Here is a 20,029-nt window from a genome sequence, read left to right as displayed (position 1 = left end):
AGCGACCGCGGGGCCGGTTACGGACCGGTGGCGGGGCCTTCGTGGACCAGCGGGTCGGGCGGGAGCTTGTCGCCCGCCAGGCCGTGCAGCAGGTGTTCGTTGCCGGGTGCCAGATGGCTGCCGCGGCGCGCGTACAGGAAGTACACCACGAGGCCGAGGATCGCCCAGAAGACGAAGAACTTGATCGTCGGATTCCAGCCGAGGCTGAAGAACAACAGGGCGCAGCCGGCCAAGGCCAGCGGGCCGACGATCCACACCAGCGGAGTCCGGAAGGGACGCGCGCGGTTCGGCTCCGTCTTGCGCAGCACCATCACGCCGATGGCGACCGCCGCGAAGGCGAACAGCGTACCGGCATTGGAGATGTCGGCCAGGATGTCGACCGGAAACAGCGCGGCGAAAAACGCCACGAAGACGCCGGTAATCCAGGTGATCACGTGCGGGGTGTGGAAGCGCGGATGGACGTGCGACAGCTTCTCCGGCAGCAGGCCGTCGCGCGACATGGTGAACAGGATGCGGGTCTGACCGAACATCATCATCAGAACCACCGACGGCAGCGCCAGGATGGCGGCGAATCCGACCATGTCACCGACCATCGGGTGGCCGATCTGGCGCAGCACGAAGGCGAGCGGTTCCTTGCTTTCCGACAGCGGGCCACCCGGCTGCGCACCCATCGAGCCGACCGCGGTGTAGGCGACCAGCAGATAGATGATGGTGCAGATGGCGAGCGAGCCGATCAGGCCGATGGGGATGTTGCGGTTCGGATTCTTGGTCTCCTCTGCCGCGGTCGATACCGCATCGAAGCCGACATAGGCAAAGAAGATCGAAGCCGCCGCGCCCAGCACGCCGACGCCGGAGAGCGGCGTACCCCAGCCGTTGGGCAGCATGGGTTCGAAATTGGTGCCCTGGACCTTCGGGAAGGCCAGTGCGATGAAGGCCATCAGGGCCACGATCTTGATCAGCACCAGCACCGCGGTGACCTTGGCCGACTTCGACGTGCCGGCGACGAGCAGTCCGGTCACGGCGAGCGCAAGCAGGAAGGCGATCAGGTTGAAGCCGCCCTTGTGCGTGACGCCATCGACCATGTGCACGACGTCGCCCTGATCCTTCACGTGTTCGATCCAGAACGGACCGGCGGTAAGGAAGTCGGGCAAACCGACGCCATGTTGGGCCAGGAAGCCATTGGCATAGCCGGACCAGCCGACCGAGACCGCGCCTGCGGCGACCGCGTATTCAAGGATCAGCGCCCAGCCGACCATCCAGGCGATCAGTTCGCCCAGCACGGCATAGGAATAGGTGTAGGCGGAGCCGGAGACCGGCACCATCGCCGCGATTTCGGAGTAGATCAACGCAGTGAGCGCGCAGACGATGCCGGCGATCACGAACGAATACATCATGCCGGGACCGGCCTTGTTGGCCGCGACGGCGGTCAGCACGAAGATACCCGTGCCGATGACCGCACCGATGCCGAGCATCGTTAGGTCGAAGGCGCCGAGCTGGCGCGTCAGCGCGCGCTTGCTGGCGGTCTCCAGAATAAGGTCCAGCGGTTTCCTGCGTTGAAACAGCATTACGTTCTCCCCGAGAAGCGGATTGTCCAGACGCACGGGATCCGCAGTGGGGCGGTACGTGAGCCGGCCGCACCATACCTTGTGGCGACGCGGGGGCACAAGGCGCAGCGGTCAGAGGGCGGTACAAGCGATAATCGCGGGCCGTACGAGCACCGCGCCCATGAACGACCCCGCTGCCTCCGCCCCGACTGCCATTTCCCGCGAATCCGAAATTGACGCACTGCATCATGAGTTGCGGGACTATGCGCAGCGATGGCCCGCGGAGGCGGCTGTCGTGGATTTGTTTGGCGGCTTGCTCGCTGAAAACGGTCCCGACGACCCCTTCACCCGGCAACGGCTGGCAGGACATTTCACCGCCTCGTCGTGGCTGGTGGATCGCTCGGGCGAACGCGCGCTACTGACGCACCATCGCAAGCTCGACCGCTGGCTGCAGCTCGGCGGCCATGCCGATGGCGATCGCGATCTCGCCCGGGTCGCGCTGAAGGAAGCTGAAGAAGAATCCGGCTTACCCGGACTGACGGTCGAGAACCGCATCTTCGATCTCGACCGCCATTGGATTCCCGAGCGCGGCGACGTGCCCGGCCACTGGCATTACGACGTGCGCTACGTGGTGCACGCGGGCGACGACGAGCAGTTCGTCGTCAGCGACGAATCGCACGCGCTGGCATGGCGCGACGTGGCGGAGATCGCCAACGACGCGCACGCGGACGAATCCATGCAGCGGATGGCGGCGAAGTGGATCAAGCGCCGATAGCCGGATCACTGACGCTCGGCGCGCCGGTCTCCAGGTGCCCCGCGATGCGGCGCAGGTAGGTGGTGTCGGAATTGGACGTGATGCTCAGGTCGTACCAGCGCCCTCCCGCCGTCAGCGGCCAGGTGTCGGTGATGCTGGCGCCTGCGGCCAATGCATACAGGCGCGCAGCGGCGGAGCTGTAGAGGTTGGGATGCAAAGTGAGCGTGCAGGCGCCGCTGCCGGTGTTGGTGAAGCGCAGCAGCAGCTGTTGGTTCACTACGTCGTAGCTGGCCTGCACTTCGGGATTCGCGCCGCCCTGCGCCGTCGCCTTGAACAGATCGCCCTGGAACACGCGCAGGAATCCGTTGGGCCCATACACCGACAGGTCGTAGCGTCCGGCCGTGTACTGCGCGGCGCTCCAGTAGTCCGACAACTGCGTATTCGCGCCCAGGGTGTAGAACCACGGGCCGTCGCTGCGATTGCGCGCGTACACGGTGAGACCGGCCCCGGCGACGCCGTCGTTGCCGAAATCGAGCCAGTAACGTCCGCTGGCGGCTTCCAACCGGCCGTTGACGTGCAGCGAATACGGCAGGGCGCGCGCGGGCCGGCTACCGAGCTCCTGGCGCGGCATCGAGGCCTTGTTCGGCGCGGTCGGCGTGCGCAACGCGCAGCTCTGGTCCGCGTTGGTCATGCTGGTGCCGGTGTCTGGCAACGACGGCCACGCCGCATTGGGATTGGCGAAGTCGAACGCGGTACTCAAGTCGCCCGTCACCGCGCGGCGCCACGCACCGATGTTGGGTTCGGCCACGCCGAAGCGCGCCTCCAGGAAGCGCAGTACCGAGGTGTGGTCGAACACCTGCGAATTGACCCAGCCGCCCTTGCTCCAGGGCGAAATCACCAGCATCGGCACGCGCACGCCCAGTCCGACCGGGACGCCGCCGTAGCTTTCGGCGCTGGTGTCGACGGTGCTCTTGCCCAGGCTGCCGGTGATGGCCGGCAGCGGCGCGGGGACATGGTCGAAGAAGCCGCCGTTCTCGTCGTAGTTGATGATGAAAACGGTCTTGGCCCACACCTCCGGATTGGCGACCAGCGCCTCGAGCAGCCGCGCCGTCAGCGATTCGCCGTAGGCCGGCGTGGCGGCCGGATGCTCGGACATGATGTAGGGCGGCACGATCCATGACACTTGCGGCAGCGTGCCGTTACGTACGTCCTTGGCGAACTCCGCGATCAGATGTTCGCCGCGCGACGCCGATGCATTCGCCGACGTCGAACCGGGCACCCAGGCGCGTCCGCGCTGATACAGCGCCGATGCCGTATCGAGCTTGCGCAAGGCAGCGAAGCTCTGCAGCAGATTGTCGCCGTAGTTGTCGTATTCCTGATACACGCGCCAGTCCACGCCGGCGGTCTGCAGGCGTTCGGCGTAGGTCTTCCAACCCAGTCCGGCGAAGGCGGCGTTGTCCTTGGCCATGTCGGCCGTCCAGTTGCCGTCGTCGGCGTTGTTGACGGCCTGCGTGCCGTTGTTGCCGACGGTGAGCCCGCTGGTACCGCTGAACAGATGCAGACGATTCGGATTGGTCGGTCCGAAGATCGAGCAGTAGTAGGCGTCGCACACGGTGAAGGCATCGGCGAGCGCGTAATAGAAGGGCAGATCGTCGCGGGTGAAATGCCCCATGGACATCTCGCCTTTCACCTTGACCCACGCGTTGTAGTCCTTCCACAGCGTGTGCGAACCCTTCCAACTGTGGTCGATGTCGGCCAGGCACTGCGCCGCCGTCGTTTCGGTGCTCAAGTGGAACGGCAGGATGTTCCGGGTCGCAGTCTTCGGCTGATTCCACACGGTCTTGCCGTTGGGCAGCGAGATCGGGCGGGGATCGTCGAAGCCGCGCACGCCGCGCAGCGCGCCGAAATAGTGGTCGAACGAGCGGTTCTCCTGCATCAGGATCACCACGTGCTGCACGTCGGAGATCGTGCCCGTGACGGTGGCCGCGGGCGTCGCGAGCGCGGCGCGGATGCTCGGCGGCAACAGGCTCAGCGCACCGGCGGCGCCGGCGAGCTTGAGGAAATCACGGCGGGTTCCGTCGACCATGGCGCATCTCCTTATGCGGCCGTCGGGGCCGCGACAGGCAAGTGTTGCGCGGCGAGCGTGTCAACGATGTTGCGGCAGATGGACAGGTCGGTCCATCCGGCGCGGGATGGGGACCGAGGTCGACCGGTCCCCATCGTCGCGGCGCGGAATCAGTCCGCGCGTCCGGCGAATTCGCCGGTGGCCGTATTAACCAGCACCTTCTCGCCATTGCCGATGTACTCGGGGACCATGATCTCGATGCCGGTCGACAGCTTCGCCGGCTTCGGGCGCTTGGTGGCGGTGCCGCCCTTGAGCTCCGGCGGCGTTTCCACGACTTCGATCGCCACGTTCTGCGGCAGCTGCACCGCGACCGGCTGGTCGTCGATGATCTGCACATAGCAACCGGACAGCTCGTCGACGATGTAGCCGGCGGCGTCGCCGACCACGTCCGCGTCGAGCGTGTAGGGCGTGTAGTCCTCGTCGTCGAGGAACACGAACGCTTCGCCGTCCTTGTACGAGAAGGTGGCCTGGCGGCGGCTCAGTTCGACTTCCTTGAGTTCGTCTTCAGCGCCCATGCTGACGTCGAGCTTCGCGCCGCCCGGAACGCTGTACATGGTGAAGCGATACTTCACGTTGCCACCGCGGCCCTGCGGCGAGCTGCGCTCGATGTCGCGGATCTGGTAGACGGCGTTGTTGTGTTCGACAACGTTGCCTTTCTTTACGTCGTAAGCCTTCATGGATTTCGGTCGGAAGTAAGGGAGAGGTAGATGCGTTCGCTGGCCCACCAGGTCCAGGCGGCCCAGGCCGCACCGCTGATGCCGCTGAGCAGGGCATCGATGGCGAGCAGCAGGGGCAGGCGCGGATGGTCGATGCCCAGCTTGAAAGTCACCAGAGCGGCCATGGCGATCGCCACGATGCCGCCCCAGGTCAGCACGCCGCGCACCAGCAGGAAACGAACGAGACCACGCGCGCGGATCGCCGGCCAGCGCTCGAGAATCCACTGCGTGGTGCGCGGGTGCACGTTGTTCACTTCGGCGCCAGGCGCGTCGCGCCGTCCAGGCGGATGGTCTCGCCGTTGAGGTAGCGGTTGCCGAGGATGTACGCGACCAGATCGGCGAACTCTTCCGGACGGCCCAGGCGCGACGGGTAGGGGATGGTGGCGGCGAGCGACTGCTGCACGGATTCGGGCATGCCGTCGACCATCGGGGTCCAGAACACGCCCGGCGCGACGGTCATCACGCGGATGCCGAAGCGCGACAGTTCACGCGCCATCGGCAGGGTCATGCCGACCACGCCGCCCTTGCTGGCCGAATACGCGGCCTGGCCGATCTGGCCTTCGTAGGCTGCGACCGAGGCGGTGTTGACGATGATGCCGCGTTCGCCGTCTTCGCCCGCTTCGTTGTTCTGCATCACCGCGGCCGCGGCCTTGGCGACGTTGAAGCTGCCGACCAGGTTCACCATCACCGTGGTCTGGAACTGCGACAGCGGCATCGGGCCATCCTTGCCGAGCATGCGCCCTGCGCCGAGGATGCCGGCGCAATTGATCGCGGCGTTGAGGCCGCCGAGGAAGGCCTTGGCCGCGTCGACATTGGCGGTGACACCGGCTTCGCTGGTCACGTCCGTCTTGAAGTAGCGCGCGTTGGCGTCGCCGAGTTCGGCGACCGCGGCGGCGCCCTTCTCGTCGTTCACGTCGAACAGCGCGACCTTGCCGCCGTGGGCGACCAGATGCTTGGCCACGGCCAGGCCGAGGCCGGAAACGCCGCCGGTGACGATGGCGCGGACGGTATTGAGCTGCATGGGGCGGTCCTGATGAGGCGGAAAAAGGCGATTTTACCCCGTGAGCTGCCTCCTGCCGCCAAGTGCGACCAACGTCTCGCTTTTCAACGGCAGGAGGGGGTTTTCACCTATTTGTCGCGTAAAGCTGACTTACGATGGATTCGCACGGGGGCGGATCGGAAGTAATGGCAAAACTCAGTCTGGAAGAACAAGGTTTAAGGCGGGTCCTCGAACGCGTTGAGCGGGCTGAGGTACACATGGCGCCGTCAGTTAGATTCGGTCTGGCGAATCGCGGACTGATCGAAGGCGACCCCATTAGGTTGACCCTCACTGGCGAACGGGTGCTTGAAGAACTTCGCCTTCGTGCCATACGTCGCACTGGGGAGTTTCCGGCCTTCCAACTACAGGCTGGCATCGACCTCGACGCAAGCTAGGAACGCGACGCTGTTCAATCGCTCTAGCTGATGGCCCATAAGGCAGCGTAGGTAACGGCGCCGACGATAGCGACGACCGCTACGCCGATAGCCGTCCAAAGCGCACTGCGGCGCGTTTGCTCGCGCGCGTCGCGCAACTCGCCACGCGCAACAGCCTCAGGACCATGCCGGACCTCGACCCGGAACCGCAGGCGATCAAATCTCACCTCATCGCCGTCGAGCGCTGATGCGCAATTCACTTGCAGATCGTTGATGTAGCTTCCGTTGGTCGAATTCATGTCCTCGATACGCAGGCCCTTATCCAACGGGATCAGGCGAGCGTGCTCCCGCGATATCCCCGGGTCGTCGATGTGGATGTCGCATTCCGGCGACCTTCCGATCGTCGATGGGCGCTCGATGTGGAAGATCCGCCCGAATAAGTCGCCGGTGACCCCGCGAAGCACATAACCCGGTGCGACCGCACCAATGGCTGTGGGCGTGGCATCCCCGCGCGCGACTCTGGTTTGCGTCGTCTTTACGTCAGTGGCGACCATGCCCATGGCTTCCCCCTCCCCCCGGAAGTGCGCCAAACGCTGGCACTCTATACGTCAACTGCGACCGACTTGCCATAGCCGCCCGACAGACGCCGTCGTATGAGGCAGGGGGCGGCGCGGCGAGGGAACCCCGGTTTCCACTCCACGAGTACAGCCCCCTGCGTTAACCTTGCGGCATTCGGAAAGCAGGGTTGAATGGATGAAAGCCACCGTCGTTGGTCTCGTGACGCCGCATCTGCTGCGCGTCGTCGACCTCGCCATTGAAGCAGAGAAGGGCAAGAACGTGGACTGGCATCTGCGCGACGCGGTGGCCAAGACAATGCGCGAGCTAGGTGACCAGCACAACGCGTCTGCGTTGATGGCGGCGTATGTCGAGGGGCTGGAGGCCGCTGCAGGCCAAGCGGCGCAGACCCGCGTGAGGTACGTCAAGGTCCTGCAGGCTGCGGTCGCCGCTGCGCGCGGTCTCGCGCGCGATTGAAGGGCTGCCTGCCCACAGCGATAGGGATATTGGCCTTGACCGACTGAATTGCCGACAAGAGACTGTTCTCGGAGCGTAGAAACTCCGGTCACACAGCGGCGCCCACCTCCGTCAATCTGGTGGGCTTTTTGTGCCCCAAGGTTTTTCTTGGGGCGCAAACTGACGCAGGTGCTCTGCGTCGGGAGGGCGGCAGCTATACAACACCCGCAAGGGGAAAACTGCCCGCCGGCTGTGTGCGGTTTCTACCCTCCCGACACTCTTGCGCCACGCCGTGGCGCAAGCAGCCTCCCTCCGGCTGTCTGGAGCAACCGCAATGCAAGAGGAACACCGTTCTCGCCCTGTTGCAGGCAGGGCCTATCAGCTGCCCGAAGATGGCTACGAAGCATTGCTGCGAAGCCGCGACAACCTGCGGTTGCTCGCCAACCTGGCCACGCCCCGCGGCGAGGACTTCGACGAATCGGCGCTGACCTATCACGCCTTGACCCAATGCTTCCATCGGCTCGCGGATGAGCTGGATGCCGTGGTGCGTGCAGCGTGGTGGCCGGAGCAGCGCATGCCTGCTGATCAATAGCTCGGGCGCTTCCGGCAACACCTTCTCAGGTCTTGGCTGAGACCCTAAAAGTCTTTGCTTCAGACCTTCCGAGGTCTTCGCGAATATCCCAAGAGCCTAGCCCTAAGACCTCTCGAGTCTTCCGCCAGCACCTCCAAAGCCTCGGCTTCGGACCTTCCGAGGCCTCAAGTCGTACCCCGGGAGCCTTGGCTCAAGACCTTCTTAGCTCCTAACTCATGGCGCTGGAGCCGTGCCTTCGGACCTTGCGAGGCTTGACCTAGTACTCCAGACGCCTTGGCCGAAGACCTTCCGTGGCGTGACCCAGTACCCCAGAAGCCTTGATCTAAGACCTTCCCTGGTCTGAGCTAGCACCTAAAGAGCCTTGCCGCTGGACCTATAGGTCTGAGCGAACAGAGATCAACGCCTCGCCGTATTAGAAGTCTGCTTCGGACCCAGGGCGGTCACTGGCAGCGGCACGCAAAAGCCACAAAATGAGGTGATATCTGTTATCACCCCAGTTAGCCCAATATGCGCGCCTGAACGATCGTACGTGGGCGGGGACGTATCGCCATAAGGCAATGATTTCCCGGGCCGAGACCCGCCTTGACGGGTTTTTGAGGCTGCCTGAACATCCGGTCCATATCCCAGCTTTTGGGATCTACTAAGCGTTAGGCCCCAGAGAACATCATCGTGCGCCGATATTCGCTCATCTTTTTATTCTTGCTCACGGCATGCGCCGAGCAGTATCCAGCCCCTGATTGCTCGGCCGTCGATCGGTTGCTTGATGCTCAAAAAGCTGCAATCGCAACCGCTCAGCGACAGCTAGATGGCGGGCAATCGATTCGTGAAATCCAGCAGGGGCTTGGTGCCTTGGTTGCACAACAGGCGGCCGCAGTCGATCTTTGCCGGGAGCCCTATCAGGCGCTTGGCAATGACTGCCAAGAGGCAGCAGCGTTCGGTCGGCTTCAAGATGTGGGCGGGCTGCTTCGCGCCCTTCACGAGGCTCAGCTTTCGGAGGCCGCACTCGATCGGGGCTTCGTGCAGAGAATGCTCAAAGGTGGCCGAGACGAGGCGTCAAAACCACTGCACGGTCAGGTCTGCGGGCTTGGGGCCTAACAATTCATTCAAGCCGAAGCCGCTTCGCGGCTCGGTTTAATTCTGGCGTTAGGGCGCACTCGGATGGCAACGCGATCACCCGATGAAGTAAGAGCAGAGTACATCTCCTCCATGGGACAGGAGCTTGGCGACAGCTTCTACGAATTGTATCGGGAGCTCGTTGAACTTCACATTGTCTGGCAACAGTACCGTCAGCTTTTTGGATCTGATTTCGACACTGTGCAGCTACTCAATCGGAGTGCTGGGTTATTTTTTAAGGTCGTGCAAGACGAGCTATGGGATAGCGTCCTTCTTGGCATATCCAGAATGACCGACCCGCCTGCCACAGGCCGCAACAAAAACTTGACAATACAATCTCTTCCGCTACTTCTAGCCGACCCGGTGCTTGCCGCAGAAGTCCAAGATCTTTGTTCCAAAGCCGTGACCGAAGCTGAGTTTGCGCGAGAGCACCGCAACAAGCGCATCGCGCACCAAGACCACAACTACCTGAGTAATCGCAGCTCCAACCCACTGAGCGGCATCAGTAGGGCTCGGGTTGAGGACATGCTTGCCGCGCTTAGAGCAGCTTTGAATCGCCTCGACAATCACTTTCGCGACAGCACCATGATGTACGAGGATTTCATAGACACGGACGGGGCTCGACTACTTGTGCATAAGTTAAAAAAGCTAGAGCGGCTTCAGGCGGAGTCGGCTAGTGCGCCCTAACAATTCATTCAAGCCGAAGCCGCTTCGCGGCTCGGCTTAATTCAGGCGTTAGACCTTGATCCAACCCCTCGGAGCGTCGATTGAAAAAGCCAATGCGATTCAGCACTGAGCAGAAGATCGCCGGTGACCTTCTTCTGCAAGGCGCAGCGATTTCAACACCGCTTCTATCCAAATTTTCAGCATGGCTGATGGCAGGCCTTGGCGCTGCCTTCACTTTGTTCCTTACAAATATAGATTCAGTTGCAAAGTTTTTCTCGTCATACAGCATCCGCTGGGCACTGTACTGGTTCACCGCTTCGCTTCTACTAGGAATGCTCGCTCGTCTTCTTTCTGTGAGCGTAATGTCTGGCCTCGCCTCAAATGAGCGTATCGCCAAACAGCTAGGTGATGCCATTGGCTCTGCGGAAAGATTCGTATTTCCGGCTTTTATCAACCGACTCCTCAGCGGTCTGCTGCTTCCGTACCGATGCATTGCATGGCGCACCTTTAAAATAGCCATGCGGGGAGATCTCATGGCAAGCGCAAAATTTACCGCCAAAACCTCTCAGACCCAGGCCTTGCTTGTATTCGGCCAAATCGTTTGTGCCACTGCATCTATCATTGCACTGGCATCAGGCGTCAAGGTCTAACAATTCATTCAAGCCGAAGCCGCTTCGCGGCTCGGCTTAATTCAGGCGTTAGATTGCTTATGAACGATCATCGCAGCGAGATTTCCTTTGAAAAGTTCGCGGAGATCCTCTCCACGGCATTCTTGCCGTATCAGTGCAGTTTCTCTAGCGAAGATCACGGAAACGGCTTCTCCTTCAGAATCCTGGAGGATGCCACTCCGATTCTCGAAGTCTCCCACCACAATCGCAGGCGCGTTACGGAAAGGAGCGCTCGTTCAATAATTTCTCAAACAAGGACGCATTTGCGAGAGGTTGTTGGTGTAAAGCTAAAGCCCTGGCGGTTTCCAGCGCTTGGCGACGCAATCTAACAATTGCAATTCATTCAAGCCGAAGCCGCTTCGCGGCTCGGCTTAATTCAGGCGTTAGCGCGCTCTATGCAACGTTATCGAATCTTAAGCTTTGACTTTGACAGCCGAGCATTGTTCTTGGACCCCATCCCCGACCACTGGGAGGATGCGGTAAGAGATTTGCATCTAGCAACTCAAGCCGGAATTCTCGCCGAGCTGAAGAAGCATTACGGTGAGTTGCATTTCGACGCCAAGCTGGAGAATTTCAAAGCGCTCGGGCCAAAGCCTTTCTCAGTCGTCGCTTTTCACAACGAGTTTCTGTCCCAAGCCCGACACGCCTTTGTTCATGGCCAGTACTATCCCGCACTTACGGCCGTGTGCGCACTTGGGGAGCGCGTCCTAAATCATCTTGTTATCGGACTTCGTGGCCACTACAAAGCGCACGATCTCTACAAGAAGGTCTATCGCAAGGATTCGTTTGACCACTGGCCATTGGCTATCGATGCCCTGTCTCAATGGGGCATTCTCACGCCAGAGGCAGAAGCGCAATTTCTAGAGCTAACTGAGCGACGCAACCGCGCCATCCACTTCAATCTGGAAACTGAGTTAAACGTTAAGCAGCTAGCCTTAGAAGCCATTAGAAACTTTGAAGGCATTGTCAACAACCAGTTTTCGTCATTCGGAAACTTGCCTTGGTTACTTCCCGCACCTGGGGAGTGTTACATCAGGAAGGCCTGGGAGCAGTCGCCATTTGTTCAAATGGTCTATGCACCCAATGGGTTTCGCGTTGGATACAAGCACGTCGTCACATCTGTCATTCCTTGGCAAATAGAGGATCCTGATGACTACCCTAGCGATGAGATTTCTGATGAAGAGTTCGTTCAACTGCGTCTGGCATTCCAGGGAGCGCGCTAACAATTCGTTCAAGCCGAAGCCGCTTCGCGCCTCGGCTTAACTCAGGCGTTGGGGCGCACATGGAGATATAGGCCAGATGAACGAGCGCTTCGATGAAGTCATCCGCGACTACCTTGATTTCCTGGCACAGCAGGTGGGTATGTACATGGATGCCCTATCAGGCTTTGAGGGCAACGTCGCTCGGGTCGAGACTCAAGTCCACCGCGTCACTCGCCCCATCAGTCGCAAGATTGAGAACGGGATGCCCGTCGTTGTTTGGTCGAGCTACGAAGATCCAAGCCGGCCGGATGTCATCCACAATCGCATCAGCCGTGCTGAAGACTACTTGGCAGAAAACGGCAAGACTGGACTGAACGAGCAGCAGCATGCGCGGGCCATCCTTATTTTTCTCTTCACGTATTGGGAAGACGAGATAAGGCCTCGATTAGCCGCAGCTGCAGGTGTCGAGCCTAACCGCATAAAGTCGGATATCCACGGTGACTTGCGGATAGTCCGTCATGCTGTTCTCCACGCGAAAGGAAAAGTTCGGCACGAGGAGTATCGACGCCTCAAAGTGCTCGGGTCACTCATCACAGAAGAGCACCAGATTAGCTTGCCGATCGATGTTATGCAGAAGATTTTTATTTACGTAAAGCAGGACTGTGCGCGCCTACTATTTGAGTGGCTTGGCATCAAAGATGCGCCAGTTCAACCGGGCGAGCTCAGGGACCTAGCAATTCAATTCGCGCCGGGGCGTACACGCGGTACGCCCTAAAATTCATTAAGGCCCAAGCCGCTCCGCGGCTCGGCTTAATTCAAGCGTTAGGCCCCAATGACGAGATCACCACAAGAAAAGTTTGTCCTGCTGTTTGAGACAGCTCGACGGTCCCTTCTCGCCTCGGATCTTATTCTCGCCCGCTTGACGCAAGAGCTCGCGGCGTTAGAGCCCGACATTCAGTCCAAAGTTGACATCCAGGGCAGAGCGGCGTCCCCACTGTTGGCCGCTGTTGCATTAATTGACTTTTCTCACCGCTTTGGGTCAGTTGTCGATGCGCTCCCGCTGATCAATAAGAAGACCATTGAGCTACGCCTGCTGCGAGAGACGCTTGAGTCCGTCGAGACTGCGAGGAATCACCTCCAACACATGCGTGGTGACTTATCCGCAAGTTCCACAGTTGACTACCCCATTCTTGGGGCAATCTCTTGGGCTAATGGAAGTTCCAGTTACACCATATGCATGAGTCAACCGCAAACTGCTGACATGCACTCCCTTGTTTATGACACTCATAACAAGTGCTGGGTCACAACACTTCAATACACTGTAAAACATACGGCTATTGACATACCTCGCGTCAATTCGGCCATGCATCGCGCCTATCAAAGTGTTTCCTCAAGCGTCGACTTCCTTGATCCATCGCAGTCGTCGCTATCATGGGGCGAAACGTTGGCTTTTGGCTTCCACGTCCGGCTATGACGCTGGGGCCTAACAATTCATTCAAGCCGAAGCCGCTTCGCGGCTCGGCTTAATTCAGGCGTTAGGCACGTAAGAGTCATCCGGAGAAATCTCATGGCAGAGAACGACTCGCGTAATCATCGTGTACTCATAGCAACCGCAATCATTGGCATTCTCGGAACAATCGGCGCGGCAGCACTGAACAACTGGGACAAGATCTTCCCTAAAGAGCCCGCTGTGGCCGTCGCCACACCTCCTCCTCCAGTCGGTGTGGAAGTCGAAACGACTGGCCAGGAAGCGCATGAACCCTACGCATCAGTCAAAGGCGTAGATCTAGGAAATCGCATCGATGCTGATAACGCGATTGTTGATCCGTCCACCACATTCACACCTAGCGATACCTTTTACGCTTCGGTGAATACCAGTTCAAATCAAGAGAGCAAATTGACGGCCAGATGGAGTTTTCAAGACGGGCAAGAAGTTAGTAGGAACTCGCAAGAAGTGCCCGCCGGTGACTATGTGACTGCCTTCAATGTGAGCAAACCTGATGGTTGGCCAATCGGCCTGTATAGAGTTGAAATTCTCCTAAACAGCATGGTCGTTACGACCGTCGAATTTGAGGTGAAAGATGAGGCGATTGATGCGGAGTGACAGAGGGTGCTCGGCCTAACAATTTATTCCAGCCGAAGCCGCCTCGCGGCTCTGCTAATTCAGGCGTTAGGCCAAACAGACACATATGGACCTATGAACGCTCAAAAGCTCGCGGACGGCACGGTTCATAAGCTGCCCGCAGATTTCCGAAATGCCATCGAACTCGATGCCGCGGCCGCGGGCCTATGGGCCGATATCACCCCGCTGGCGCGAAACGAGTGGATCTGCTGGGTCACTTCGGCCAAGCAAGAAGCTACAAGGAAGCGTCGCATCGACGTCGGTATCGATAAGATGCGAGGAGGCATGCGCAGGCCGTGCTGTTGGCCCGGATGCCCACACCGCTAATGCCTGTCCGTCACGCTCAAAAGAGAAGGGCGGCTCAGTTTTCATCAGCCCCGGCGGACGGAAGCGGTACTGGAGCGTCAGGTTCATTTACCGCATCGAGTAAATGAACCTGACCCCTTTATGGTTCGATCTTGCCATCGAGATACAGCTGCAGCGTGTGCGGTGCCTCATGCCGGATGAGCTTTTCAAACTGCTCGGGTGTCCAAGCAGGGGTTTTGGTGGCGATAGCCATGACTTTCATTTGGTTCTCTATTTGCGCGAGGCCTTGGACAGGGCATCGGCCTGTGAGGCGCTGAGGTACAGATCGCTGAACTGATCGCCGAACTTCTCCCCCATTAGCCGGGAGAACTCCAACGTGGCGTTGAGCGGATAGTGGTGGATCAGCAGTGAATCCGCTTCACCGTCTTCGTTCATGTGCACGAGAATGGAGCATTCCACAGGCACTCCGTTGACGCTCGACCGATACGATTCCATGAAGAATCCGCTGTCCAAGTCGCCGTAATGTGTGTAGTCCTGGAATTCGTACAGGGTGCGTGCATGCGAAAGGAGGGTAAGGATGTTGTCCTTGCCGTGAACGGGACGCTTGAGGACGGCGCCTTCGAGAGTTGCATTCTGTGCGATCTTGCCGAGCCACGGCGGCGGGCCGGAGGGGCGGGGTAGGGTGGGGGCGGTGTCGGTGAACTTCATGGCGTGAACTCCGCCGCATGCAGCTTGACGAACTCGCCCGTGCTCATCGCCGGCTTGCCGGTGAGTTTGAAGACATCGTCGGTCGCGCGGTCGTAGCGGCCTTGCGTGTGCAGTTCGGCCATCACCACGAGATGGCTGATCAGATGCTGTGGAACGCCAAGCTCGCGTAGCTTTTCGCTCCACGGCGCCACCGGTACGTCGCGATAACGGATCGTACGGCCGAGGGCTTCGGAGAAGGCGCGTGCATGTTGGTCAACGCCGACCGATTCCGGTCCCGTGAGGTTGTAGATCTGTCCAATGTGCGGCGCTGGATTGTCGAGAATCGTCGCGACGACGCGTGCCACGTCATAGGCCGCGATGGGGGAGGTCTTGGCATCGCCCAGTGGCAGCGCGAGTTCGTCGTTCTCACGAACGCCCATTGCCGCCAGGCGCAGGAAGAATCCGTCGAGGAAGACGGTAGGGCGCACGTTGACCACCGGCAACCCGGACCAGGCCAGCACTTGTTCCGCCAGCCAATGCAGCTTGTGCTGCGGGCTGCCGGTGGTGTCGTTGATGCTCATCTGCGACACCGTCATCTGCGACATGTTGACGATGGCTTCCACGCCATAGTGACGGGCGACTGCTGCCACGTTGGCCGTGGCCTCCAGATAGGCGGCCGAAATCGACATGCCGAAATAGATGCGCTTGGTGCCCTTGATGGCACGGTGCAGCGACTGGAGATCGGTCAGGTCGCCGACGACGACCTCGGCACCGAGCTTGCGCAGGTTCTCGGCGCGCTCGTCTTCACGTCGTACCAGAGCACGTACTTTGTGGCCCTTGGCGAGCAGCATGGCCACGACGTTGCGGCCGATAGCGCCGACGTCACCGGCAGCGCCGGTGACCAGGATGGGGGTTTCGTTGGGAGTGTTCATGGGTGGGTTCGCAATTGTTCAGAGGATTTCGAAGCCGGCGGCGGCGTTCGCCGGGCCCGCGGTACGCTCATGGAGATTCGCGGCAGGCGTGCGATCGATCAGGAGACTTAGCAGCTCCGGACGGTTGTAGTGACCGACCGAGTCCATCAGCAGCTTGCGACGGTCGATCATGGAGAAATCGAGGTCGGCGATGACTTCGCCTTCGCCCTCGCGGAGGGGCTCGCCGATCAGCATGCCTTCGGGCGTGACGATGGTCGTGAAGCAGCCCCCGGAGATCGGGCCGATCGAGCAACCGGTGTCCTTCATGATCTGCGCCTGCTGGTCGGCATCGAGCCAGGCGGTTGCGTTCACCACGAAGCAACCCGATTCCAGGGCGTGCTGGCGGATGTTGATCTCCATGCGCTGCGCAAACCCTTCGCCGAAGGCCGAGCCCGGGTACATGGCGGAGTGGATTTGTTCGCCGTCGGCGATCATGGCGTAGCGCGCAAGTGGGTTGTTGTGCTCGAAGCAGGCCAGTTGGCCGATTCGGCCGACCTTGGTATCCGCCGCGCGCAGGCCCGAGCCATCGCCCTGGCCCCAGACCATGCGTTCGAAATGGGTCGGCGTGATCTTGCGACGACGCTGCACGAGCGTGCCATCGGCATCGAAGAGCAGCTGCGTGTTGTAGAGGGTGCCGCCGTCGCGCTCGTTGACGCCGATGGACACCACCATGTTGGCTTCGCGAGCTGCCTGGGCAATCGCATCCGTGGCGGGGGAGGGGACAGTCACGGCCTGCTCCAACAGGCGCAGGTGCTCCTTGCCGGACAGCAGCTCGATGCCCGTTTGGACAGCGGCGAAGTAGGGGTAGTACGGCACCACGGTTTCCGGGAAGGTGGCGAACTGCACCCCCTTCTGGCCGAGTTCGCGGATCTTGCGAACTACCTTTTCAATGGTGGCTTCCCGGCTGTAGAGCACCGGGCTGATTTGTACTGCGGCGGCTTTTACGATGGTCACGAGAGTGGTCCTGCTTTAAAGGTGTAGATACACCATTGATGATAAAAAAGGGGGTTATCCGGCTAGCTCTTCGATGGGCAGGCCAGCAGACAGCTGGACGATGGCAGACGCCCCGTCAACACCGAGTAGCTGCTTCGCCTTGACCTGAGCCGCTCGCCACGCCGGCATGGCCTGGGCGAGCAGATCTCGGCCGGCCTTAGAGATCAGGATGGGGCGGCTACGCCCTTTCTCCGGAATGATCTCCTCCGCCCAGCCCTGGTCCAGCACCAACTGCAGATTGCGCGTAGACGTCGATCGCTCCTGATGGTTGGCACGGCCAATCTCGGCGCGACTCGCACCGTCCATGCGTGCAATGAGCACCAACAAGGAGAACTGTGAGGAACTCAATCCGTGCGGACGCAGTTCCTGGTCGAACAGGTTGGTGATTACGCGGGAAATGCGTCGCGTACGCGTCATCAGGCAGTGCTTCGTCACCTCAGCGACGAGGCTGTCGGTTTCGGATTTATTGGGAAGCTTGGTGTTCATGGGAGGCATGATGGTGCATATACATCATGATGTCAACCCCCTCTCCATGAGCCCAATGCTTTTTGGGCGAGAGCTATTCAGGTTGGGGCCCAGGGCAAACGCTCCCCGGCCGGGCGGCACACGGGGGAGCCGTTCCTGCAAACGTTGCGTGCGCCGCCTCTATAGCGACGCGGCGCTGACCTATCACGCCTTGACCCAATGCTTCCATCGGCTCGCGGACGAGCGGATGCGGTGTTGCGTGCAGCGTGGTGGCCGGAGCAGGGCGTGTCTGCTGATCGGTAAGCCGCAGCTTCCGGCGAGCAGTCGAGTGGGCAGCTCACTGCAAATCCGAATAAACAATTCGGACAATTCTTATAGATATTCGCTTACGTCCGTGTTCCCATCGAGTAACTCGACGAATAGCGAGCAACAGCTGTGGAAGATGCACAGACGTCCGGCGCAGAGCCAATTGCAGAACGTCACATCTTCGAGGACGAAACGCGGGTCGTGGTCGATGATCCGGCGCCCAATGCTTGGCGCTATCCGCTTCTCCTGCTAGTTGCTTTCGCCGCGCCAAACATGGCCCACGCTGACAAGGCAAGGGGCGCCTACGCCTCATCGGTCGAGCCTTGCAAAAAGCAAGAGATTTCAAAATTCCGTTCTGCGGTGTTTTCACGAACCGCAGACCCGAAGCGATTGTGGCCATTGGTCTCGACAATTCTATGTGGCACACCAACTTCGCAGCGCGGGATGGCGCTTCTGCGCTCGCACCTAGCCAAGACAGTCCGATACACAGAAGAGCACTTCGGCCAAGAAGGGGAGATTGAGTCCGATGTGAGAAATGTTGGAGCCAACGAGGCTATTGGAATAATCGCTGCAAGCGCAAAATTGGATCGCGCTGAAATATCCATTCCGACCAAAACAAGCGTCGTTATTGATTACATAAACGAGGTCTGCGCAAAGCGGATAAGCGCAAGATACGCCCATAAGAGATGGACGGTTCTGGAATTATCTTCACAGTGCGAATAGGGTCCACCAGCCGCATTGGAGTTCTATGAATTGCTTGCTGCTGGGCGTCTGCCTAGTGGGCCTTGTCTCGTGCAAATCCGCCTTGCCGCACGTTCCGAGCCAAGCTCGCTGGGATTGCGAGGGTGACAGTTTGTCCAAGGCGTGGGAGTCCATTCGCCCCAGCATTGCAGATGCCGACGAAGCGCAGGCGCTTGCCAACGCTGTGCTTTGCATGCCAGAGAGCGCACACCCCAAATCCTACATAGATGCTCATTTGGGTGAGTCCGTAGAGCTTTCTTTCTATGGCACCGGCGAGCTCGAACCCGAGCGTGAAGTTCTAAGCAAGGCAACGGCAAAAGGGCAAATTCCTAACTATGGTGAAGCCAGGGATCGCACCTACAGTGTCAAGCTCAAGAACCAAGATGACATAGAGCTAGAAGCAGCAAGTGATGCATGCATTGACACAGTCGTTCTAGGGACAAGGCGGGTTGGGCTATCGTGGAATACAACAGCGCATGCGACTGAGGGCGTCTTGTCGCAGCAAGGCAGTTGATTTCCTGTCCAGGTGCCAGGTGACGAACGCAATGAAGCTACTACCGCCTCTCCTAGTTGCTTTCGCAGCGCCAAGCATGGCGCATGCTGACGAAACGCGAGGCGCTTATGCTGGCGAAAGAGCGGCACTCCCCCCTGCTAAGTGCGGCGACTTCCTGAAGCAACTTAAACTGGGGAGGCCCGAAATTGTTTTTGATAAATGCAAGCCTGTGTCTATGGGTAATCCCAGTGGCAACACCCTTGAGGCAACGTACAAGGTCAAAGGCCAAGACATAGCGAAAACCGAGAAATGGTTAAATTCCTGGGCTCACACTGGAAGGCTTAGATTCTTATGTTGCGGCTGGGAGACAAAAAATGTCGAATTTAGAGGCCGCGATGGCGCGCTCTATGAAATAGGAATGGGTGGGGAGGCCATAGAAAGCTCGCGCGAGCATTTCAAGGATGTCCCGTTCCTTTATTTGTATGTTCGACATGACATTTACGAACCGTGAAGGCCGCACGGTGTTCGCGGTTGGGTCAGGCCTACCTGACCCAACCGGGTTGTCTATTGCATCCCCTGGGCCGTGGTACTGCTCGCAAAGTCCGGATCGGCGAACAGCATGCCGATGAGTTTCTGGACCGCGCCGGCGTAGTTGTCCATGGCCGCCGGTATGGCCAGCGCGCCGATGAAGGACGACTCCCACTCGTGCTTGGCCTCGAAGGACTTGTCGTACACCACTACGTCGCCGCGCTTCACCACGAAACGGGCGGCGACCTGGGCCGTCCCGGTCTTGATCGCGCCGTCCAGCTCGTTACGGAGCAGGGTGCCGGAGACATGCAAGGGCGAATCGCCGTCGTAGCGGCCGGCGGCTTTCAGTTCGGTGACCAGCGCTTCCTGCAGATAGGTCCCGAAGGTGCCGTCGCTGCCGCCGGTCAGTTGCGATCCGCGGACGCTGAGGCTCTTGTTGGCGACACCCTTTGCGGCATCGAACCTGTCGACGGTGAGTTTGCCGGTGCGCCGCTGCAGCAGCTGTTCGGTATTGGAGATGCCCGGCTGGTAGCTGGGGGGCGGCATGCTTACGCATGCCGCCAGCGACAGCGACAGAACCGGAATCAGTAGGAATCCGCGCATGTCGGTCAGC

At 60.0% G+C, this 20,029-nt stretch carries 24 protein-coding genes; 13 read left to right on the top strand and 11 right to left on the bottom strand.

Going from position 1 to position 20,029, the window contains the following annotated elements; genetic code table 11:
- Positions 1-17 precede the first annotated feature (17 nt).
- On the bottom strand, positions 18-1,565 hold the full coding sequence (locus ACYVJ8_RS06935) for an amino acid permease (RefSeq protein WP_460710587.1): 1,548 nt from the start codon (positions 1,563-1,565) through the stop codon (positions 18-20).
- A 160-nt stretch (positions 1,566-1,725) separates the two neighbouring features.
- On the opposite strand from ACYVJ8_RS06935, the gene ACYVJ8_RS06930 reads away from it, so the two are divergent.
- Complete coding sequence (locus tag ACYVJ8_RS06930) at positions 1,726-2,319, top strand: NUDIX hydrolase (RefSeq protein WP_460710585.1); 594 nt, start codon at positions 1,726-1,728, stop codon at positions 2,317-2,319.
- On the opposite strand, the gene ACYVJ8_RS06925 is transcribed toward ACYVJ8_RS06930, so the two are convergent.
- The 5 genes from ACYVJ8_RS06925 to ACYVJ8_RS06905 all read right to left on the bottom strand — a co-directional run bounded on the left by ACYVJ8_RS06925 (position 2,306) and on the right by ACYVJ8_RS06905 (position 7,112).
- Positions 2,306-4,384, bottom strand: a complete 2,079-nt coding sequence (locus ACYVJ8_RS06925) for a phosphocholine-specific phospholipase C (protein WP_460710583.1) — start codon at positions 4,382-4,384, stop codon at positions 2,306-2,308. The genes ACYVJ8_RS06930 and ACYVJ8_RS06925 overlap by 14 nt on opposite strands.
- 149 nt (positions 4,385-4,533) lie before the next feature.
- Positions 4,534-5,100 (bottom strand): elongation factor P-like protein YeiP, encoded by a 567-nt coding sequence (yeiP, locus tag ACYVJ8_RS06920; protein WP_460710581.1) that lies wholly within the window; start codon positions 5,098-5,100, stop codon positions 4,534-4,536.
- The gene (locus ACYVJ8_RS06915; RefSeq protein WP_460710579.1) at positions 5,097-5,393 is read right to left on the bottom strand and encodes a hypothetical protein; all 297 of its coding nucleotides are present in this window, start codon (positions 5,391-5,393) and stop codon (positions 5,097-5,099) included. Before ACYVJ8_RS06915 ends, yeiP begins: the two co-directional genes overlap by 4 nt.
- Entirely contained in the window at positions 5,390-6,160 is a 771-nt protein-coding gene (locus tag ACYVJ8_RS06910; RefSeq protein WP_460710577.1) for an SDR family NAD(P)-dependent oxidoreductase, read from the bottom strand. Before ACYVJ8_RS06910 ends, ACYVJ8_RS06915 begins: the two co-directional genes overlap by 4 nt.
- A 436-nt stretch (positions 6,161-6,596) precedes the next feature.
- Entirely contained in the window at positions 6,597-7,112 is a 516-nt protein-coding gene (locus tag ACYVJ8_RS06905; protein ID WP_460710575.1) for an FHA domain-containing protein, read from the bottom strand.
- 193 nt (positions 7,113-7,305) lie between these two features.
- On the opposite strand from ACYVJ8_RS06905, the gene ACYVJ8_RS06900 reads away from it, so the two are divergent.
- The 9 genes from ACYVJ8_RS06900 to ACYVJ8_RS06860 all read left to right on the top strand — a co-directional run bounded on the left by ACYVJ8_RS06900 (position 7,306) and on the right by ACYVJ8_RS06860 (position 14,253).
- Positions 7,306-7,584 (top strand): hypothetical protein, encoded by a 279-nt coding sequence (locus tag ACYVJ8_RS06900; RefSeq protein WP_460710573.1) that lies wholly within the window; start codon positions 7,306-7,308, stop codon positions 7,582-7,584.
- A 313-nt stretch (positions 7,585-7,897) separates the two neighbouring features.
- Entirely contained in the window at positions 7,898-8,155 is a 258-nt protein-coding gene (locus ACYVJ8_RS06895; protein ID WP_460710571.1) for an XAC0095 family protein, read from the top strand.
- A gap of 669 nt (positions 8,156-8,824) precedes the next feature.
- Positions 8,825-9,250, top strand: a complete 426-nt coding sequence (locus ACYVJ8_RS06890) for a hypothetical protein (RefSeq protein WP_460710569.1) — start codon at positions 8,825-8,827, stop codon at positions 9,248-9,250.
- A gap of 63 nt (positions 9,251-9,313) precedes the next feature.
- Positions 9,314-9,955 (top strand): AbiU2 domain-containing protein, encoded by a 642-nt coding sequence (locus ACYVJ8_RS06885; RefSeq protein ID WP_460710567.1) that lies wholly within the window; start codon positions 9,314-9,316, stop codon positions 9,953-9,955.
- A 92-nt stretch (positions 9,956-10,047) separates the two neighbouring features.
- A complete protein-coding gene (locus ACYVJ8_RS06880; protein WP_460710565.1) occupies positions 10,048-10,584 on the top strand; it encodes a hypothetical protein in 537 nt (178 codons plus the stop codon).
- 350 nt (positions 10,585-10,934) lie between these two features.
- Positions 10,935-11,825 (top strand): hypothetical protein, encoded by an 891-nt coding sequence (locus ACYVJ8_RS06875; protein ID WP_460710563.1) that lies wholly within the window; start codon positions 10,935-10,937, stop codon positions 11,823-11,825.
- A 76-nt stretch (positions 11,826-11,901) separates the two neighbouring features.
- The gene (locus ACYVJ8_RS06870) at positions 11,902-12,579 is read left to right on the top strand and encodes a hypothetical protein (RefSeq protein WP_460710561.1); all 678 of its coding nucleotides are present in this window, start codon (positions 11,902-11,904) and stop codon (positions 12,577-12,579) included.
- A 792-nt stretch (positions 12,580-13,371) separates the two neighbouring features.
- The gene (locus tag ACYVJ8_RS06865; RefSeq protein ID WP_460710559.1) at positions 13,372-13,908 is read left to right on the top strand and encodes a hypothetical protein; all 537 of its coding nucleotides are present in this window, start codon (positions 13,372-13,374) and stop codon (positions 13,906-13,908) included.
- 93 nt (positions 13,909-14,001) lie between these two features.
- A complete protein-coding gene (locus tag ACYVJ8_RS06860) occupies positions 14,002-14,253 on the top strand; it encodes a YdeI/OmpD-associated family protein (RefSeq protein WP_430537948.1) in 252 nt (83 codons plus the stop codon).
- Positions 14,254-14,502: 249 nt separating this feature from the next.
- Here ACYVJ8_RS06860 and ACYVJ8_RS06855 read toward each other — a convergent pair whose 3' ends face one another.
- From ACYVJ8_RS06855 to ACYVJ8_RS06840, 4 genes are read right to left on the bottom strand one after another with little or no spacing between them, the layout of a single operon-like run.
- Positions 14,503-14,940, bottom strand: coding sequence for a hypothetical protein (locus ACYVJ8_RS06855; protein WP_460710557.1), 438 nt, complete (start codon positions 14,938-14,940; stop codon positions 14,503-14,505).
- Positions 14,937-15,851 (bottom strand): NmrA family NAD(P)-binding protein, encoded by a 915-nt coding sequence (locus ACYVJ8_RS06850; RefSeq protein WP_460710555.1) that lies wholly within the window; start codon positions 15,849-15,851, stop codon positions 14,937-14,939. The genes ACYVJ8_RS06855 and ACYVJ8_RS06850 overlap by 4 nt, the downstream gene beginning before the upstream one ends.
- An 18-nt stretch (positions 15,852-15,869) precedes the next feature.
- A complete protein-coding gene (locus tag ACYVJ8_RS06845) occupies positions 15,870-16,844 on the bottom strand; it encodes a carbon-nitrogen hydrolase family protein (protein WP_460710553.1) in 975 nt (324 codons plus the stop codon).
- A gap of 54 nt (positions 16,845-16,898) precedes the next feature.
- Positions 16,899-17,369, bottom strand: coding sequence for a MarR family winged helix-turn-helix transcriptional regulator (locus ACYVJ8_RS06840; protein WP_460710551.1), 471 nt, complete (start codon positions 17,367-17,369; stop codon positions 16,899-16,901).
- A 414-nt stretch (positions 17,370-17,783) separates the two neighbouring features.
- Here ACYVJ8_RS06840 and ACYVJ8_RS06835 point away from each other — a divergent pair, with 414 nt between their 5' ends.
- The 3 genes from ACYVJ8_RS06835 to ACYVJ8_RS06825 all read left to right on the top strand — a co-directional run bounded on the left by ACYVJ8_RS06835 (position 17,784) and on the right by ACYVJ8_RS06825 (position 19,399).
- The gene (locus ACYVJ8_RS06835; protein ID WP_460710550.1) at positions 17,784-18,377 is read left to right on the top strand and encodes a hypothetical protein; all 594 of its coding nucleotides are present in this window, start codon (positions 17,784-17,786) and stop codon (positions 18,375-18,377) included.
- A gap of 34 nt (positions 18,378-18,411) precedes the next feature.
- Positions 18,412-18,909: a hypothetical protein gene (locus ACYVJ8_RS06830; protein ID WP_460710548.1), complete on the top strand. Its 498-nt coding sequence runs from the start codon at positions 18,412-18,414 to the stop codon at positions 18,907-18,909.
- 76 nt (positions 18,910-18,985) lie between these two features.
- Positions 18,986-19,399: a DUF4952 domain-containing protein gene (locus ACYVJ8_RS06825; RefSeq protein ID WP_460710546.1), complete on the top strand. Its 414-nt coding sequence runs from the start codon at positions 18,986-18,988 to the stop codon at positions 19,397-19,399.
- A 53-nt stretch (positions 19,400-19,452) separates the two neighbouring features.
- Here the strand turns inward: ACYVJ8_RS06825 and ACYVJ8_RS06820 are convergent, their stop codons facing one another.
- Positions 19,453-20,019, bottom strand: a complete 567-nt coding sequence (locus tag ACYVJ8_RS06820) for a hypothetical protein (RefSeq protein ID WP_460710545.1) — start codon at positions 20,017-20,019, stop codon at positions 19,453-19,455.
- Positions 20,020-20,029: the final 10 nt, after the last annotated feature.

The sequence above is a fragment of the Lysobacter terrae genome (assembly GCF_054782215.1).
The sequence above is the reverse complement of the archived record's forward strand: the minus strand, read 5'-3'. Positions and strand labels throughout refer to the sequence as shown.

Bases quoted from the DNA above. Each gene is read 5' to 3' on its own strand.
- ACYVJ8_RS06935 (WP_460710587.1), bottom strand. From the start codon at position 1,565: ATGCTGTTTCAACGCAGGAAACCGCTGGACCTTATTCTGGAGACCGCC.
- ACYVJ8_RS06930 (WP_460710585.1), top strand. From the start codon at position 1,726: ATGAACGACCCCGCTGCCTCCGCCCCGACTGCCATTTCCCGCGAATCC.
- ACYVJ8_RS06925 (WP_460710583.1), bottom strand. From the start codon at position 4,384: ATGGTCGACGGAACCCGCCGTGATTTCCTCAAGCTCGCCGGCGCCGCC.
- yeiP (WP_460710581.1), bottom strand. From the start codon at position 5,100: ATGAAGGCTTACGACGTAAAGAAAGGCAACGTTGTCGAACACAACAAC.
- ACYVJ8_RS06910 (WP_460710577.1), bottom strand. From the start codon at position 6,160: ATGCAGCTCAATACCGTCCGCGCCATCGTCACCGGCGGCGTTTCCGGC.
- ACYVJ8_RS06905 (WP_460710575.1), bottom strand. From the start codon at position 7,112: ATGGGCATGGTCGCCACTGACGTAAAGACGACGCAAACCAGAGTCGCG.
- ACYVJ8_RS06900 (WP_460710573.1), top strand. From the start codon at position 7,306: ATGAAAGCCACCGTCGTTGGTCTCGTGACGCCGCATCTGCTGCGCGTC.
- ACYVJ8_RS06895 (WP_460710571.1), top strand. From the start codon at position 7,898: ATGCAAGAGGAACACCGTTCTCGCCCTGTTGCAGGCAGGGCCTATCAG.
- ACYVJ8_RS06885 (WP_460710567.1), top strand. From the start codon at position 9,314: ATGGCAACGCGATCACCCGATGAAGTAAGAGCAGAGTACATCTCCTCC.
- ACYVJ8_RS06880 (WP_460710565.1), top strand. From the start codon at position 10,048: ATGCGATTCAGCACTGAGCAGAAGATCGCCGGTGACCTTCTTCTGCAA.
- ACYVJ8_RS06870 (WP_460710561.1), top strand. From the start codon at position 11,902: ATGAACGAGCGCTTCGATGAAGTCATCCGCGACTACCTTGATTTCCTG.
- ACYVJ8_RS06865 (WP_460710559.1), top strand. From the start codon at position 13,372: ATGGCAGAGAACGACTCGCGTAATCATCGTGTACTCATAGCAACCGCA.
- ACYVJ8_RS06860 (WP_430537948.1), top strand. From the start codon at position 14,002: ATGAACGCTCAAAAGCTCGCGGACGGCACGGTTCATAAGCTGCCCGCA.
- ACYVJ8_RS06855 (WP_460710557.1), bottom strand. From the start codon at position 14,940: ATGAAGTTCACCGACACCGCCCCCACCCTACCCCGCCCCTCCGGCCCG.
- ACYVJ8_RS06850 (WP_460710555.1), bottom strand. From the start codon at position 15,851: ATGAACACTCCCAACGAAACCCCCATCCTGGTCACCGGCGCTGCCGGT.
- ACYVJ8_RS06840 (WP_460710551.1), bottom strand. From the start codon at position 17,369: ATGAACACCAAGCTTCCCAATAAATCCGAAACCGACAGCCTCGTCGCT.
- ACYVJ8_RS06825 (WP_460710546.1), top strand. From the start codon at position 18,986: ATGGCGCATGCTGACGAAACGCGAGGCGCTTATGCTGGCGAAAGAGCG.
- ACYVJ8_RS06820 (WP_460710545.1), bottom strand. From the start codon at position 20,019: ATGCGCGGATTCCTACTGATTCCGGTTCTGTCGCTGTCGCTGGCGGCA.